The organism is Runella rosea (genome assembly GCF_003325355.1).
Lineage (GTDB): Bacteria > Bacteroidota > Bacteroidia > Cytophagales > Spirosomataceae > Runella > Runella rosea.
The window spans coordinates 2,697,253-2,714,069 of sequence record NZ_CP030850.1 but is presented as its reverse complement, the minus strand read 5'-3'; the positions used below and the strand labels follow the sequence as shown (position 1 = coordinate 2,714,069).

Below are 16,817 nucleotides of genomic sequence, written 5' to 3'. Positions count from 1 at the left end.
TGTCAAAAGCCTTTTTTTACAATTAATTACATCCCTGAATTTGAGCTTTAAATACGCTACCCGATTCGGCCTGAAAACCTGGATTTAATTCAATTGCGGCCCCTGCCTGATAAACAACATTCGCTCCGCTTTGAATGAGATTGGCGGCTTGGATGGTTTGCCCCGCCTGAATCGTCATGGGTTCACCGTTCACTAGGGTTTGGGTCAATGTTCGTGCTGGTGGGCAAGGATCCGTGACGGTAAATACACGCTCGGCAAACGCGCCGTTGGTGGTATAAGTCCCCGCCTGAACGGCGCGTACCCGCACTGTGCCTTCCTGCCCAAGCGTGAGTAGGTTTCCACTCGAAAGGGTGGCGGGGCCGCTGACGACAAAATACTTGATGGCCAGCCCCGACGAAGCAGTGGCATTGAGCGTAAAAGCAGGTGAGGTGATTAGCTTGGGCGGGACAGAATCCAGCGTAACCGTTTGTTGCGTAATGGACCGCGTTACGTTGAAAGTGCGCTCCACAATCGGGGCTTGATTATAGTTAGTAAGAGTGCTTCCGTGTTGAGTGGCCCGAATTTTTACCTGTCCCGGTTTTCCAGTTAAAGTAACGGTTGAGCCGCCTAAGGTTGCGGGGCCCGAAACCAAGTAATAGGAAATAGGCAACGTGGAACTAGCCGTAGCATTTAGAGTAAAGGCTGGAGCCGTCGTTAATTTGTCGGGGATAGCGGGGAAAGTGATGGATTGTTGAATACCCACACAATTGAGGTTGATGTCTTTGGTATAGGTTGTAGATAACCCTTGCTGGTCGGTGACGATGAGATAAATCCGAATCCAGTAGGTAGCCACTCCCTTTTCGCATTCTAAAGAAGGTAGAGAAATACTCTGATTGTTGTTGGTGTAGGTTGTATAAAGGTGCTCGTGGTCATTGTGGGCGAGCATGATTTTCCAGGCGTACGTAAGTTGGGCGCTGTCGGTATGGTCGTCGGAGGCAAAGGCGCTGAGGGTAATGGGGTATGCAGCATTGGCCGCAATAGAATTCAGCGCGTGAATACTGCTGCTGTCGATGACGGGAGGGGTGTTGTTGAGGCTTACATAGAGAGAATCGTAGCCTTTTTCGCCGTTGGGGTCGGTCACCGTGAGTTTTACTTTGTACGATGTTTGCCCCGCATTCGTAAAAACGTGGTGAGGGGCAAGGGTGGTTTCTACGGGGCTACCATCGCCAAAATTCCACTGATAAGTAATCGTTTGGTTGTCGGGGTCGTAGGAGTCTAGGGCCGAGAAAGCCGTGGTGAGAGGGCTGCTGCCTGCCGTGATATCAGCCTTGATTTTGGCAATGGGCGGTTGATTGGAAGGCGAATAGCGTATTCGGTAGATTGATGACCCACCAGAACCGTAGGCAAGGTAGTAAATATTCCCAGAAATGGGGTCTATGGCCATCGAGGTAAGGCTAGAAAGATTATAGGCAAACCTGTTAACGTATTGAACATTGTAGTTAGCATCTAGTTTTACGTTATAGATGATACCGCTGGCATCACCCACAAAAGAGGTGTTTTTGTACGCTGGTGGATAGGTGTCTTTATCATAATAAACACCAGCAACGGCTGAGTTGCCCTCCATAGGGTTGATGCCCGGTACTTGTACGCTGCCTATGTTAAAGATAGTGTCATTTTTAATGGCGCGTCCCGTTCCTGTGCGATAGTCAATAATGGGTTTGATAGGATTGGCAGGAGCATATTGAGTAAGGGGGCGATTGTGGCTGATAGACATCCCCTCTTTAAATGGCCAACCAAAGTTTTGGCCACTTTCTACCACCATATTGTATTCTTCTTTATCACCTTGTCCTACATCACCCACCAAAAAATCCCCGGGGTCGTCGGTGTGATTGCCCGTGAGGGGAATGTGCATGATTCGGAAAGGATTTCGAAACCCTCGGGCCCACACCCTCGACTGGGCGGTACGCGGGCTGGCGGCGTTATAGTAGGGATTGGAGGGTAGGCCGTCTCCCGTATTGGGGTCGATGCGTAGGAGCTTACCACAATGAGAGTTAAGGAGTTGAGAGCGATTGGCTCCGATGTTTTCGGCGTTGGTCATTACGCCTCTATTCAGACATTCCTGATAGGCGGTTTCGATGTGAGAACCATCATCAAAATTGGAGTAGTATGCACCGTCGCCCGTCGAAACGATGAGCGAATTGTCGGTACCAAACACCAATGTACCCCCCATGTGCGATAGTTTTGTGATGGGTATGCCAGTGGAGTTGCTTTCGCCGATGAGGGTTTTATTCAATGGGTCTGAATAATCGGTCGTTGGCAAAAGGGTCGCGTGATTTGGGTTGTTGGCTTTGAAGCGTTTGACCCTCCCTACGGCGGCATCTTGGCTACTACCTCCTGAAACGTAGGTGGAATAATACACGTAAAAAAAGCCATTGGTAAAAAAATCGGGATCTAACACAAAACCCAACATTCCACCGTCAAAGGCGCTTTTTACTTCACTCCTGATGTCGAGCATCAGTGACCATGAACTAGATGAATTATTATTGGGTAACACATAAACTCTTCCTTCTTTGGTCCATGCAAAAAGCCGCCCTCTTGCATCAAATATAATGCCTACGGCAGGTTCAACACGCATTTCGGCAGGATTCCAGATGCCTTTGAAATATTCATTAACAAAGCCAGCTTGAATTTGCGCAGTACTGTTTAATACCGAGATAAGCATTATAACAATGAAAAATGCTGTTTTTTTTAATATAAAATTCAGTCTCATTTATGGGATTTTAGTTCAATAGTTCTTTCGTTTTGGCTGTTGTTGCCTTTGAAGGATAATCTCAATTTATTAACGACAAAATTAGTTTAATGTTCTAATAGATGTATACCGTACGATAAATGAGTTTAAATAGAATGTTTGTCTTTTTGGGATAATTTTATTTTCCTGTAAAAGATAAGATTGTCCTAGTTTTGTTATATACGTACTAAATAAACCATAAGTTTGTCTGGCTCAGGAACAAAATATGCTGACTTCAGGGGAGGAAGTATCGTTTTGAAAAGGAGCTACACCAAAGAGAAAACTCTAGCTATGATGCTGTAAGGCATTTGTTACAATTTGATTACTTTTGTTAACGTGCAGGAGTGGTGATAAATACCACTTCAATTACCGCGCGTAACCCCTTTCATTTCCAAACTAACCCCTTTGTTTACATGCCCTTCCCCAAACACTTTTTGGTGAGTGCAGTACTGACCTTTTCAGGTTTGTCTGCGGCGTACGCCCAACCTTCCCCCATTAATTCGCTGTACAAACAAACGAGCGAAGTCCACCATTTGATGACTAACTATGCCGCCGACCGGGGAAGCCTGACGCGGTTTTACGTTGTCGAAAACTCTCCCGAACGCCGCCAACGATTGGAAAAACTGACCAATGATTATTTGGGACAGCTCCAAAAAATGGACTTTGATAAATTGCCCGTTGATAGCCAGGTAGACTATGTGTTGTTTCAAAGAAACTTGCAGGTCGATATTCGGGAGCTGGGCAAAGAAGCGGTGGAAGTGGGGCAGATTCAGCCTTGGTTTCCGTTTGCGGAGAAAATTTACGCGTTGGAAAAATCACGCCGACGCGGTGCCGCCGTCAACGGCGAGCAGATGGCCACGGAGTTTAACGCCCTAGGCCTAGAAATAGCCGAAGCGCGCAAGGCCGTGGCAAAAATGGAGAAAATCGACCCCGTTTTGGCCGAGCGAGCCGCTGGCACTGCCACGGGACTAAAATCAGCCCTGAAAAGTGTCTTTGAGTTTTATAATGCTTACGATCCCAACTTTACGTGGTGGGTGCCCGAGCCGTACAAAAAAGTGGATACGCTGCTGACTTCGTATGCTAATCTGTTTGCAAAAAAAGCCAAATCTGGCGCTCCTTTCAAAGACGATGGCAGCGGTATCAATGGGGTAGCGGTAGGGCGCGATGAGCTGATCCGTCAATTAGAATTTGAGTTTATCTCGTATACACCCGAGGAACTCATCGACATTGCCAACAAAGAATTTGCGTGGTGTGACCGCGAATTGCTGAAAGCCTCCCGCGAGATGGGCTTTGGGGATGATTGGAAAAAAGCGCAGGAAAAGGTCAAAAACTCGATGGTGCCAGTGGGTAAACAGCCTGAAATGATTCTGCGGCTTTACAACGAATCGGTGTCATTTTTGAAACAAAAAGATTTGATTACCATTCCGCCCATTGCCGAAGAAACTTGGCGCATGGCGATGATGTCGGCCGAGCGTCAGAAGTTTAGCCCGTTCTTTTTGGGCGGAGAAACAATTCTGATTTCATATCCCACGGCGGCCATGTCGCACGAAGACAAGCTGATGAGCATGCGCGGCAACAACCCGCATTTTTCGCGGGCCACGGTTCACCACGAGCTTATTGCGGGGCATCATTTACAGGGTTTTATGAACAATAGGTACAAAACTTACCGTCGTTTTCGCACACCATTCTGGACCGAAGGTTGGGCGCTGTACTGGGAAATGATCCTGTGGGATATGAATTTTCCGCAGTCGCCCGAAGACCGGGTCGGGATGCTGTTTTGGCGGATGCACCGCTGCGCCCGGATTATCTTCTCGCTCAACTACCACCTCGGCAAATGGACTCCGCAGCAGTGCATTGATTTCCTTGTAGATCGCGTAGGCCACGAGCGCGCCAATGCCGAGGGCGAAGTGCGGCGCTCGTTCGTGGGCGGCTACGAGCCGTTGTATCAACTGGCGTACATGACGGGCGCGTTTCAGTTTTATGCGTTGAAAAAAGAATTGGTCGATACAAAAAAAATGACCTACAAGGAGTTTCACGACGCCGTCATGCAGCAAAACTCCCTGCCCGTAGACATGGTCAGGGCCGTGATGACCAACAAAAAACTGAGTCGCGATTATAAGTCAAGTTGGAAGTTTTATACCCCGCCGGCGGTGAAGTAGGGGCAGGATTGAGAACTGGAAAATATATAACTGAAAAACATAAAACCGCGAAAGGGCTTCAATCCTTTTGCGGTTTTATGTTTGATATTCTTCGGTTTCAATACTTTTGGTTATCACTTGTTTTTTGCACATTTCTGGGAGAATGTCACTATACGTCCCAAAAGACATTATCGAAAAACTCAAAATAACTGAAAAAAGAACAGTGCGTGTCACTTCATCGCCTGCTCGCCTACATACACGATTTTCCATTCGCCATTGAGGCGTTCCAAGATGCGGGTTTCGCGGTCGGTTTTGAAGACTGCACCGTTGGCCGCTGCCTTTTGGGTGTAGGTAGCCCAGGCCATGTTGTTGTTGATTCTGACCTCAAAATCGTCTCGTTCTACCGTGAAATTCTGTTTTTTGAGATTGGGCATTACGATACTTTGCAGCTTGTCCATGCTTTCGCCTTTGGCGTAAGGCTGACCAATGATGGGCACTAAAAATTGGCTGGCGTGTTCGTTGGATTTCTTTTCGGCCCAAAAGCTCAACAGTTTTTTGCCGTCGCCGTCAATGTAGGCTTGGGTTTCGTCTTCGATCACTTTTTTGATGGCGGCTTCTTCTTCTTTTACCGAGAGCGGGGCGGGGGTATGGTGTCCCGTTTGAAACAGCCATTTGCCTTTTTCCTGAACGAACGTATAGGTAATGACAGACTTGCTCGCTCTTTTTTCTTTGGTCGTTTTGTGCACATAGGCGTGAGATAAAATACCCGTTGCGAAGGCAAAAGAGCCATTTTGTCGGATGACCACATTGCTGAATTCACGGTAAGGCTCATCGTAATAACTGTACAATGTCAGTACTTCTTCCTTATTCTGAACCTGCCCATTGGAACTCGTAAAAATAAAATTCGGAGCCGTTTCATTTTTTATATACTCAGTAGGGTTTTGCTTAAAGCGCACACCCATATCATTGAACAAGGCTTCGGTAAAATTGCCCTGCGCAAAGAGAAAATTTGGAAGGAATAACAGTAGGGTGAAGAAAGTTTTCATTGGTTTGACAGTTTAAAATGTGAGCGTGTATTGAAAAGTTGTTTGGAGGTTTTTTCATTCTTTTTTGGTGATTTTGAATAGAAAACACCTTGCAGACTTTCACTCTTTACTTCTAAAATATAAAGCCCCCAAAGTCATAGCAGCCCAAATAGCCATGTCAAAATAAAGGGTTTGGGTGGGTGGCATGTTTCTGACATTGAGATTGAAAAGATAGACGGCAATGGCAAAAAGGGTCAAAAACGTGACGGCCAATAACCACCCTCGGCGCACCGCGCTATCGGTAGAACGATAAGCGATAAAACCCAGATAACCCATGGCCAATTGGTAACCGCCGATAAAATTGATGGAAGAATGTTCGTTCATGTCACCTACGGTCCCGCCAAAATACTCGATGGCCAGACCGGGTGCAAAAATGGCCGGTAAGCTCAACAATATGCTGTAAGCAGATACAATGAGGATAAATGTGTTGGTTTTCACTTTTTTGAATGGTTTAGGTTTGAAAAATAGTATTGGCTATTTTGTTAATTGCACCCACCCACTTGTGCTTTAAAATACCCTGTATTGGTGGGCTGCGCTACAAAACCTTCATTAAGCGTAATTGAGCGAGCTTCGTACGTTATTTTGGCGGTATTGGTGATTTGGTTGAGGGCCGTAATTGCACCATTGATGGCATTGGCTTGGCGAGTGAGCGTTTCTGTGGTGTAGTTGGGGGAGGCAATCGGCAGAGAAGTGGGGCAGGGGTTGAGCAATGTACAGGCACTCGAAACCCCGCAGGCAACATCGGTCAAAGCAACACTTGTATTTACAAATTGGGGTTTAGTGTTGGTGCCTGTGGTACCGTTACGCGTACCATGCAACTGATTTGGCGAACAATCTTGTACATCGCAAGTGGCTTCGCCATCGAATTTATAGTAGAAAACCAAGCCGCTTTCATTGCCACTCAATTCGGTATTATAACTTGCCCCGATTTGGGCTTCTGTTCGGGTAATGTTCCAAAAACGTGCTTCTTCAATTCGTCCGTCTAATTCCCATCCAGTAAATGTATAATGATTGCCAATTTTCATTTCAAAATTAGTCTGACTTGGTGCGTAGTTGATGTTTTGAACATCTTGAAGTTCACCATTGATGTAGAAATAAGATTCTTTTGAAATATTGTTGAAACTACAAGCTAAATGATACCAGATACCCGCTGTTGGGGTAAATGAAAACCCTGCCTCTCTGGGGTACCCATTGTCTTCAAATCCAAATTTGATTGAACTTCCAGCTTGAGCGTAATTGTAGTACATCCATCTTCGGCTGTTATCCATGATGGTTTGATTTCGGTTATTAATATCAAATCTTACCCATGCTTCTATTGTATATGATTGCGGATTAAAGCCTTCATTTGCAGGTACTGTAACCACATCATCCACTCCGTCAAAATCTAGGGCTTGGCCGCTTGATGGGGTGATCGTAATACCCACCGCCAATGTTCGGGGGCTTTCGCAGCCCTGCACAAAACACACGGGATAGTAAGTGGTGGGGGTAGTGAGATTGGGCGTGGTGAATGTGCTGTTTTGCCCTAAAAGTGTGCCGCCGGCGGGTTGATTATACCAACGGGTTTGCTCTGTACAGCCCAATGCCGTGAGGGTGATGCTGTTGCCGGTTACTACACTGCCGCCGTTGCAGGTAGGGGGTGAGGGGAGCGTAGTACAGTTGGGCTGATTGACCGTTACTGTGGCAGGGCTACGCTGGCTTTCGCAATTATTGAACGTACAGGAAAGATAATAAGTAGTAGTTGTATTGAGCAGTGGCGTTGTATAGTTATCTCCCGTAAAAATGGGGGAGCCTCCCGATGCATCGGCGTACCATTTTACAATACCAAGACAGCCATTGCTTTTAATGGTAGCAGGATAGCTTGCCAAAATAGTTGGTGCAGTAGCTAATGGCCCTGCCGGTGCCGGATTGGTACATGGAGCTGGAGTAAATTTCCATGGCTCAGCTTCAACTCTAGGTACTTGGTGATACGGATTTACCACATTATAAAAGGTATAGTAAAGGCTTCCATTCCATGTGGTAAGATGGATAGGTGGACCATAAAGCCAACCTTTCATCATATTTTTCAGTTGCTTAGTACCTTCTATACTTCCATCACTTGTCCATAGCTCAATGCCCTGTGTAATTGGTTCATTATAAGTTGGGTGTATCAAAGAGTTGGGCTGGTCAAAAGCTGAAAAATAAAGTATGTTGTTTAAAACTGCGTAACTAGAACCTCCAAAAAGACCACCATTTTTTAAGACAGTTGTTCCGTTTTCCGAACCATCCGTTTTATATAAATTATAAACAGGATTACCATTAATGGTACTACCTATTGCATTAAAGACTATATTGTTTTGAAATACGTAAAACCTTACAGGGTCAGAGCTACCTTCATAAGCAGTATTGTAGGGCTCATATATATTTTTTATTAAAATTGTACCTGTCTCTGTACCATCCGATTTCCAAAGCTCTCTTCCATTAGCTCCGTCATCGGCTCCAAAATATAGCGTATTATTATAAATTATAAATCTTGAATTTAAAGCCGATATTTTGATGTTTCCGAATGATGGGTGGTCTTGTGTACCATACGTAATTGAGCTTTTTCCACCTCCGAATGGGTCAGGAAATGTTGAAGTCGTTTCGGGGTTAATATCTTTTACTATAGTTGTACCAGCATTTGTTCCATCTGTTCTCCATAATTCCATGCCTGAGTTTACATTGTTGCTATTTAGTACAATCGTACCATCAGCCGAAAACAATAATTGGTTATTGACTACGCCAAAAAAACGAGGAATATTTGTAGCATTTGAAGAAGTAGTAGCAAAGTTTTTTACGAAACCTCCGCTTGTGCCATTATGTCGGCGTAAGGTATAAGGAATGTTGCCAAATTGGTCGGCCACACCCTTAATAAAATAGTAAACGTAGTTATTATAGGGAGCTAATTCGGGAATACAACCTTCATAAAGTCTTACCGTTCCCGCTTCTGTACCATCTGTTTTCCATAGGTCCACCTTTGAGTTGGTGGCATCAGACATCGTAAAAAAAACCAAGCCATTGGCAAAAACCATGTTTTGAATGTCGTAATTATGCAATCCATTGCCATTTGAGTTTACCGATCCCACCGCAAAAGATTTGAACTTAACGGTGCCGGCCGCCGTTCCGTCTGACTTCCACAAATCTGTTTGCCGTATATTACTTGCATCATTGCTGCTTCCTTCAAAATAGAGATGCGTCGGTGTTTTAAGCGAGGTATTGTTCATTTCGTTTGCATAGCCATCACCTACGTTCGGCAAGGTTACTTTTGCAAGCGATACCGTACCGTTTTCAGTACCATCCGTTTTCAACAAATGCCCGGATTGGTTTGGATTGGTTGTTTCAAACATCCATCCAAAAAATGTAAGTCCTCCACCCAATTCGGTAAAACGATTGGGATTTGAAGAATACAAACTCAACACATCAGCCCCCGTATTGATATCCTTCAATTTTTTAAGTTCTTCAAATGGCTTGGCAGTACCTGAATGTTTAAGGTTTGATAATACAAAACTACTATGTCCTACAATCTCTTTTGTTCCATATTTACCACCACCACCATTTGTACCAATTATTACATCAGTTCCACCTGTTGCACATAAGACTGGGTCACTGTTATTTGAACCGCCTTCTTCGTTTGACCACATATAAACTTGGTCACCATCGGGTTTTAATTTCATAACCCACCAAGGGTCATTAATACTGGTAAATGAACCAATGGTCGGAAAACTGGGTATTGAACCGCCACTTACATACATATTGTTGTTTGCATCAAGTGTGAGGCTACGGAACAAATATGGAGATTGAATGTCATAAAATTTTATCCAAGTTTCAGCGCCCGTTGGCGAGAATTTGGCTATAAATTGCTTGTGAATATTCATCGGAAACTCAAAAGTAATTCCTCCAAAAATTACTTCAGCTTTGCCGTTTGCGTTTGCGGTATAGCGTAATGGGTCGGTATGAAAGGCTCCGGTCAGAATAATATTTCCTTGGCTGTCGATTTGTAAATCACCTTGGTCGGGGCAAATGATGGTGCTGAATTTTTTCTTAAAACCTACGGTCGGAGTGGCATTGTTCAGATTGTCCAACCGTACCATAATCATATCACGAGTATCGAATTGTTGATTGGAAAAGTCATCAATCCAAACATCACCGGTTTTCAAATAAAGCCAAAGATTCTGTTTATCATTGGTGAGTTTTATATCCAAAATAAAGTTTTCAAACAAAGGGTCAACATTGGCCGCAAACCAGTCTTTATCTAATATCCATGCTTTGTTTTCGATATGTTCATCGGGGTCTGCATTTGCTACTGATTTTAAAATTTTTATCAAACGATACCCTCGGATAGTAGTGCTATTGTTGGCATTGGGTCCCAAACAATCAGTCATATATAGGGCATTGTTATCTGTTTCAACAAAAGGATAGATAGAAGGTGCAAAACCGGGCGTTCCGGCATTTTTCATCCAAACGACGTTACCATTATTAGCGTTTATTTTATAATAATTAGCTACTTCAAGATTAGGATAAGCATCTCCTCCGGCAATAGTGGCATCACCGTACTTTATTGTGCCGCCACCACCTCCTTCAGAAACGGCATAAATGAAACCATCATTGTCAATTTCAAAATCTGAAATTCCTGCATAGACCATGGTTTTGACCCACAAAATAGTTTCGCCCGTCGGATTTAATTTCATGAAATAATTTCCATAATTGCTTCCGTTAAAATTTTGAGCATAAATATCCTGATTAGCAAACTTCATGGCTTTATTGATTTGCCCGCTTATGTAAATATTACCGGCAACATCACGTTTGATGAGCCGTATGTCAGAACTATAATTAGTGCCAACCAAAGGAATTGAGGGATAGCCTTCGCTGGCCACTCTTGCCCAATCGAAGGTGGGGAATTGTTGGGCAAATCCTGTTTGAAACAATAGCAGGCAGAAGCAAATGAATAGATGCTTTTTCATGGGTATTTCGTGCAAATGATGAAAATGACTTATTGGACTGTTACCACGACTGGTACACGGGACGATTCACAGGAAGTGCCGGGATTACAAGCTACATAATAGGTCGTAGTACTATTTAAGGTTGGAGTTGTAAAGTTTTGCCCGGTAAATGCTGTCCCTCCTGATGCTTGGGGGTACCATTTATAAATTGAGCACCCGGTAGCGGTAAGGTTGGCCGAATTCCCGGAAGATATTGTTACTCCTGTTGCCGTTGGGGCAGGGGGGGCTGGACTAATGCTGATAGCCATGGTTCTTGGCGCACTTGAACCAAATGCGTTATTAGCTACCACATTTAGGTTACCGGAAGTGGCAGCGTAGGCATAATCAATTACCACCTGCCGTGTATTGCCCGTAATGGCAGCACCTGTACCCGAATAAGTCCATGTGTAAGAGGTAGCTCCCGATACCGCAGGGACAGAATAATTGAGTCCTGATCGACCTTGACAAGCCACATTGGTGCCGGAAATAGCGGCGGGTTGCGCAGGTACTGCTCCTACGCTAACGGTGACTGCTGTACGAGTCGTTTCTGCACAGGGTGCATCAGCGCACGCTACATGATAGGTCGCATTAGCATTTAAAATAGGCGAAATAAACGGATTACCCGTAAACAGCAATGTTCCGTTGGTGGCTTGGTCGTACCATTTGTAAGTTGTGCAACCCGAGGCCAAAACTGAGGCTGTTGCACCCGTTGCACTATTGATGTTGGGGGCAGTGGGCGGAGCAGGTGGGGTGTTTGCGGTGATAGCAAGGGTGAGGGCAGGGCTTGTACCCGCGCCATTGGCAGCGGTTACGGAAAGTGTCCCGGCAGTGGCATTGGCGGCAAAGTTTATCGTAATGCTATTGCCGGTACCGTTGATGGTAGCGCCTGTACCTGAGTAAGACCAGTTGTAGGTTACACCACTTACAGTAGGTACAGCATATACCACTCCTGCTTGCCCTTTGCAAACGGTAGCGGTACTTGCCGTAAAATTGGCAGGTTGGGCGGGGGCACCGGAAGTATTGCACCCACCGATTTCGGCTTTGAAATAACCGCTGTTTTGGGGCAGTACCTCAAAGCCTGGTTTGAGTAAAATAGATTTGCCAGCCTTCAATTCCAAGGGTGGACGTGTAGCCGCAAATCCTTGTGCTTCTATGGTTTCGAGGGCTTGCTGTTTGTTGGGGAGAACAGATTCACTGCCCAAAACACTTAATAGCTTGATGGACTTAGCACATGGATAAGTTTGAGAGAATGATTTTTGATTGTAAGACAAATCAATGGTACGAATTTGAATCGAAAATGTCTCAGGAAGTGGCGTGCCACTTACATGAAGGCTGGCAATGGGGATATTGATGGTACTACTTGTTCCTACTCTTTGATATGGCATTACTGTACCGTTGCAGATAAAATACGTTTTACTCCAATCTATACCTGATAAATTATCAGTCAAAGTAAATTGAAAATTTTGCCCATCTACAAATGAAACAGGTGGTGTAACCGAAATGGTTGGAGGAATAAAATCTTCTTGAAGATCCACTCCTATGGCAAATACCCCTAAACGATTAAAATTGATGGTTTCGTTGGCATTGCCTACGACTTCCCAAGTATTGGTTCCATTCGCTTGAAAGAGTACTTTGGGGATTAAAGTAGTTGGCAACCCTGCTAATTCCAACTCATAAGAACTAAACTGTGTAGTGAGGGTGAAGTTGCCGTTGGGAGCCGAAACCAGGTTAGTAGTACCATTGCGGGCATTCAAGAAAAATACGTCTGTGACTATACGATATGTGTTCGTTCCGATTTTTGCCTCAAGTTGGTTTTCGGGGTAGTAGTACTTGAATAGTACTTCGTTGCCCGTATCGAAAGCGGCATTTCCCCCTAGTACATTGAATGTAAATATACTTGGGGCGGAAGTGGTAGTTACGCCTTTAGAATTGACAGGTTTTGCATCTAAACCTAAACGTTGAGTTGTACCATTTTGGGTGTTTGAGAAAGAAATATTACTTGTACCAACAAATTGAGAAAATTGCTTTATGAAAGAAAGAGCATTTTCGATAATTGAAGTAGGTAATGTTTCTAATTCAGTTATTAAATTTTGAATAAAACCTTCGATTGGATTTTGATCAGGTAACTCTATGTTTCCATTTGCTTTTGATTGGAAAACGGATGAAGCTAATGGAGAATTAGTTTCAATTTCAGGCATATCTACTGTAGGCAGCATTTTATGATATTCAGAAGAATATACAAAGTCTTTATGTTTATGAGTATAGCTATTCCAGTCGCTATAGCTTAATTCAAAATCAACACCTAATATACTTTTTAAAGCAAAACTTAGTGCAATTGTCTCATTTGATTTTTTGTACTCTTTTTCTATGTTAGTTTCAATTGCTTTAGTTCCAAATGTCCCTTGTGGTTTAACAAAAATACTTTTATGATAAGTCTTAATTTGCGATACAGGGCCGCCAAAACCTGCTGCACTTGAGGCCGCCATAGTAAAAGGTGAAGTCCATACATTTTGATTATTAAAAAATCCAGAAATAAAGTTTACAGGAATAATACCAATACTTTCCACTGCATCATTCCTGTAATTAAATTTATTTTTGTATGTCAGAGTATATTTTTCGTTTTGAATTATGACATCTTTTGAGTCGCTAAATGATGCGGATGTGCTAATTAAGCTTTCAGTATTTCTATTTGATTTTCTATTTAAAGCTACTGTGAAAGTCTTTGGGGATGTATCTATTTTATTTAAAAAGTAAGACCAAAGTCCAGGCTCTATAGCCTCATTAGGTAAAATACCCACCAAAGTTCCAACATTTTTGGCAATACTTGCGGAAGCTACTAAGTCATGACTAATAACATCATTATTTAAATTTTCTGAACTTATTTCAATATCAGTAGAAAACAATTTTGGGCCATACTCTATTCCTATTTTAGGATCCAGCCATTCTTTAAAATCAGTTTCATGAACAAATGTTAACCCACCTTCAATTGCGTTCTCAATATTTAGATTTATCCCAGTTTTGATAGCATCAGCCTCTTGAAAAAAAAGATTAAGGTTTCTTAAATAGGCTTGCATCAACAGAGAATATGGTGTTAATGATATTCCAAATAGAGCATTTCCAAGAAAAAATCTGTCAGCTTGATTTTGTAGATTCAAGGCATATTCATACTCTTCAACATAAGATCCAGAGGCAGTTAACTCTAATTCCGCACCACCTTCAACTTTAACTTTACCTAATTGACCTTCAACTTTCGGTCCCAGATTTCCTTCAAGTTTAATCCCGTTAGGGTATCTGAGTCTTGTGTGCCAAATATGAGGATTGTCTTCATCTTCATTTACTGTGATAGAAGGTTTCGCAATGTAGGCACCGTTTACTGAAAAAAGAGAGCCTTTTAACTTCCAATTTACAACCTCGAATTCTCCACCACCAATTATTCCTCCACCAGCTTCAAAACTTGCCCCCATTCCCATTTCTTTCGATATGGGTTTCGCTTTATCAATTACTGAGATTTTAAAAGATGTATTTTTAAAATAGTTTGTCTCAACTTCAATATTGTCATTATTTATGTCAACAATGTCAAAAAAATTAACTGTTACATTTGACTCCCCTGATGTTATTAAATCATCATTAGGGGAATAAGGATTAGAACCTCCAATTGGAATCTTCAAATCGCTTAGTCCCTTATCATCACTTAACTCTGATGCAAAAAACGTCAAAGGAGGCTGGTTACTCAAAGTATATAGAATATAACAATCTTTTTTGGGTTTACCTGTAAGATTATTCTTAATAGATAAATAATGATGAACAATAGACTCTTTAGGAACAATGTAATGAGATTGATTAAAATCCTCTGAAATATCAGTAATATTGATTTTCTCAGGATTTTTTCTAATTCTGCTTTTATCCCAAAAAACTATACCTTGGTCAGTTGCTATTACCATTCTATTATAGTAAGGAGAAGAAACAATATCAAGAATGTTATTCGATGGTAAACCATGCGCCATCGTAAACCGCTGATAATTAGATGAATCAGCAATCTCACCACCTGTAAAAACTACTAACCCTTGATTTGTTCCCATATATACATATCCAGAGTCATCACTTGTAATGCTATTGTTATTGATAATTGCACCAGATGGAAACTTTGTTGGAAATGTTTCTTGATTAAAGTAATACCATAGTCCTTCCGTTTGGTTTGTATTTTTTTGAAATATCAATAATCCACCATTAGATACACCCAACCATCGCCTATCAATTAATAAATTTTTCTTGGCAAATACATCAAAATGAATAGACTTAACCAAAAAATTAGCTGGAAATGAGTGCCCAATATTAACAATCCCATATTTTTTTTTATAAGCCGTAGTTTTTGCGTCATAAACTAATATCTCATTATTGCCAAAATTGTTAGGTGCAAAAGCCCATACTTCTGTATCATCTCCACCAATCGATTGCACACCAATATTTGGCAATGTTTGGTCAATTCCTCCTGTTATTATATTGAAAGCCGGGGCAGCTGAAAAAACACCCAAACCTATAGCACCAGCAGCTTCTGTTGTCCCTGTTTGACCTGAATGAGCAGACCAAATTCTATGAGTTGTTTGAGTTGAACTTGTATCAATAAATAAACCTCGACAGTTTCGAGTAGGTAATCCATAAGTAGAAGGTGTATAATAAATGTGACCAATTTCTGTTGAGTCTGGTAGATAGTTTATGCCCCCTGTGATAGCTTGTGTGAACGAATGACCATATTGTGCAATCCAAATTCCTCCATTTTTATCAGTTTGAATATCATTTATGTTATTACTTCCACTATTGTTTGATAAGATTGATAATTTTGACCAAACTTTTCCATTGAATTTATAAAGACCTTGATTCGCTGTTCCAGCATAAATATACCCCCCCTTTCCAACACCCAAAGTTTTGAAAGAATTTACAGGTAAATCATTATGTTTAAAAACATCCGCAGTGTTAGAACTATTAAACAAACAGGAACTAATTTCATCAGTAATCGAATTAACCAATGATTTACGGTTGTTAAGTTTTAACGATTTTATCATTCGTTTTTTTTGCTCCATTGTAAATAGTGTTCTCACATCGTTAAAAGACATAAAATTTTTCTCTGTTGCATCTTTAAAACTTGTATTAGTACATGGATTAATACCTGTTCTTGGCTGACCACTATAAAACTCTACAGGATCTGTATCATCAACTTCATCATCCCCACAGTTGGAATAAGGGCTTTTATTTTCCCATACATTTAGAAGATTAAAAAATCTACCCACTTGATTAATTAAAATGGGGGAATTACTTTCTGAAAAATCTTTACTGGTAATCACTATTCCATCTCTACTACCAGCTTCTTCGGGTAAATAAGTAAACGCACCTGTATTTAAACTATCTATTTTATCAACTATCCATATGTTCATATATTGATTCACATCCCATTGTGTTTCTTTTTTTAACACTATTTCCGGCAATCCTTTTTTGGTTTCATGTTGAACACCATAGTATAAATATAATAGACTTTTTGTTGTATAATCATGTCTTTTAACTCCATTGGTAGGAGCACATTGCGGTGATAATTTTGCTAACCTAAACTGTATGCCAATATTTAAAGGATTTGACAAAAAAGGAGCAGAACCATCAAAGACTTTATTTAAAAGGTCAATTTTAGCAAGTATATCTTCATTTGAAGGAGTTGGTTGCCCGGATTCGATCACATGCACCACCACAGGTATATAAACAGTAGGCTCGGTAGGGCTTTGGGCCAAAGAGCTGATTGACAGTAAAGACAGGAGTAGGGCTATGATGCTTTTCATGATTGTACAGG

General features: G+C 42.1%; 6 protein-coding genes. 1 reads left to right on the top strand and 5 read right to left on the bottom strand.

What is annotated here, in order from left to right; all coding sequences use genetic code 11:
- Nucleotides 1-22: 22 nt before the first annotated feature.
- Nucleotides 23-2,701 carry a PQQ-dependent sugar dehydrogenase gene (locus tag DR864_RS11450; protein ID WP_162793736.1) on the bottom strand — a complete coding sequence of 893 codons (2,679 nt, stop codon included), beginning with the start codon at nucleotides 2,699-2,701 and terminating at the stop codon, nucleotides 23-25.
- Between the two features lie 479 nt (nucleotides 2,702-3,180).
- Here DR864_RS11450 and DR864_RS11445 point away from each other — a divergent pair, with 479 nt between their 5' ends.
- On the top strand, nucleotides 3,181-4,926 hold the full coding sequence (locus DR864_RS11445; protein ID WP_114067101.1) for a DUF885 family protein: 1,746 nt from the start codon (nucleotides 3,181-3,183) through the stop codon (nucleotides 4,924-4,926).
- Between the two features lie 209 nt (nucleotides 4,927-5,135).
- Here DR864_RS11445 and DR864_RS11440 read toward each other — a convergent pair whose 3' ends face one another.
- The 4 genes from DR864_RS11440 to DR864_RS11425 form a co-directional block, all read right to left on the bottom strand.
- Nucleotides 5,136-5,951 (bottom strand): nuclear transport factor 2 family protein, encoded by an 816-nt coding sequence (locus DR864_RS11440; RefSeq protein ID WP_114067100.1) that lies wholly within the window; start codon nucleotides 5,949-5,951, stop codon nucleotides 5,136-5,138.
- Between the two features lie 99 nt (nucleotides 5,952-6,050).
- Nucleotides 6,051-6,428, bottom strand: coding sequence for a hypothetical protein (locus DR864_RS11435; protein ID WP_114067099.1), 378 nt, complete (start codon nucleotides 6,426-6,428; stop codon nucleotides 6,051-6,053).
- A gap of 44 nt (nucleotides 6,429-6,472) precedes the next feature.
- Nucleotides 6,473-10,966, bottom strand: a complete 4,494-nt coding sequence (locus tag DR864_RS11430; protein ID WP_114067098.1) for an Ig-like domain-containing protein — start codon at nucleotides 10,964-10,966, stop codon at nucleotides 6,473-6,475.
- 29 nt (nucleotides 10,967-10,995) lie between these two features.
- Nucleotides 10,996-16,806 carry an Ig-like domain-containing protein gene (locus DR864_RS11425; RefSeq protein WP_162793734.1) on the bottom strand — a complete coding sequence of 1,937 codons (5,811 nt, stop codon included), beginning with the start codon at nucleotides 16,804-16,806 and terminating at the stop codon, nucleotides 10,996-10,998.
- Between the last annotated feature and the right edge of the window lie 11 nt (nucleotides 16,807-16,817).

What these genes read in the sequence shown, in the direction of transcription:
- DR864_RS11425 (WP_162793734.1), bottom strand. Translation starts at nt 16,806, where the DNA reads ATGAAAAGCATCATAGCCCTACTCCTGTCTTTACTGTCAATCAGCTCT.
- DR864_RS11445 (WP_114067101.1), top strand. Translation starts at nt 3,181, where the DNA reads ATGCCCTTCCCCAAACACTTTTTGGTGAGTGCAGTACTGACCTTTTCA.
- DR864_RS11440 (WP_114067100.1), bottom strand. Translation starts at nt 5,951, where the DNA reads ATGAAAACTTTCTTCACCCTACTGTTATTCCTTCCAAATTTTCTCTTT.
- DR864_RS11430 (WP_114067098.1), bottom strand. Translation starts at nt 10,966, where the DNA reads ATGAAAAAGCATCTATTCATTTGCTTCTGCCTGCTATTGTTTCAAACA.
- DR864_RS11450 (WP_162793736.1), bottom strand. Translation starts at nt 2,701, where the DNA reads ATGCTTATCTCGGTATTAAACAGTACTGCGCAAATTCAAGCTGGCTTT.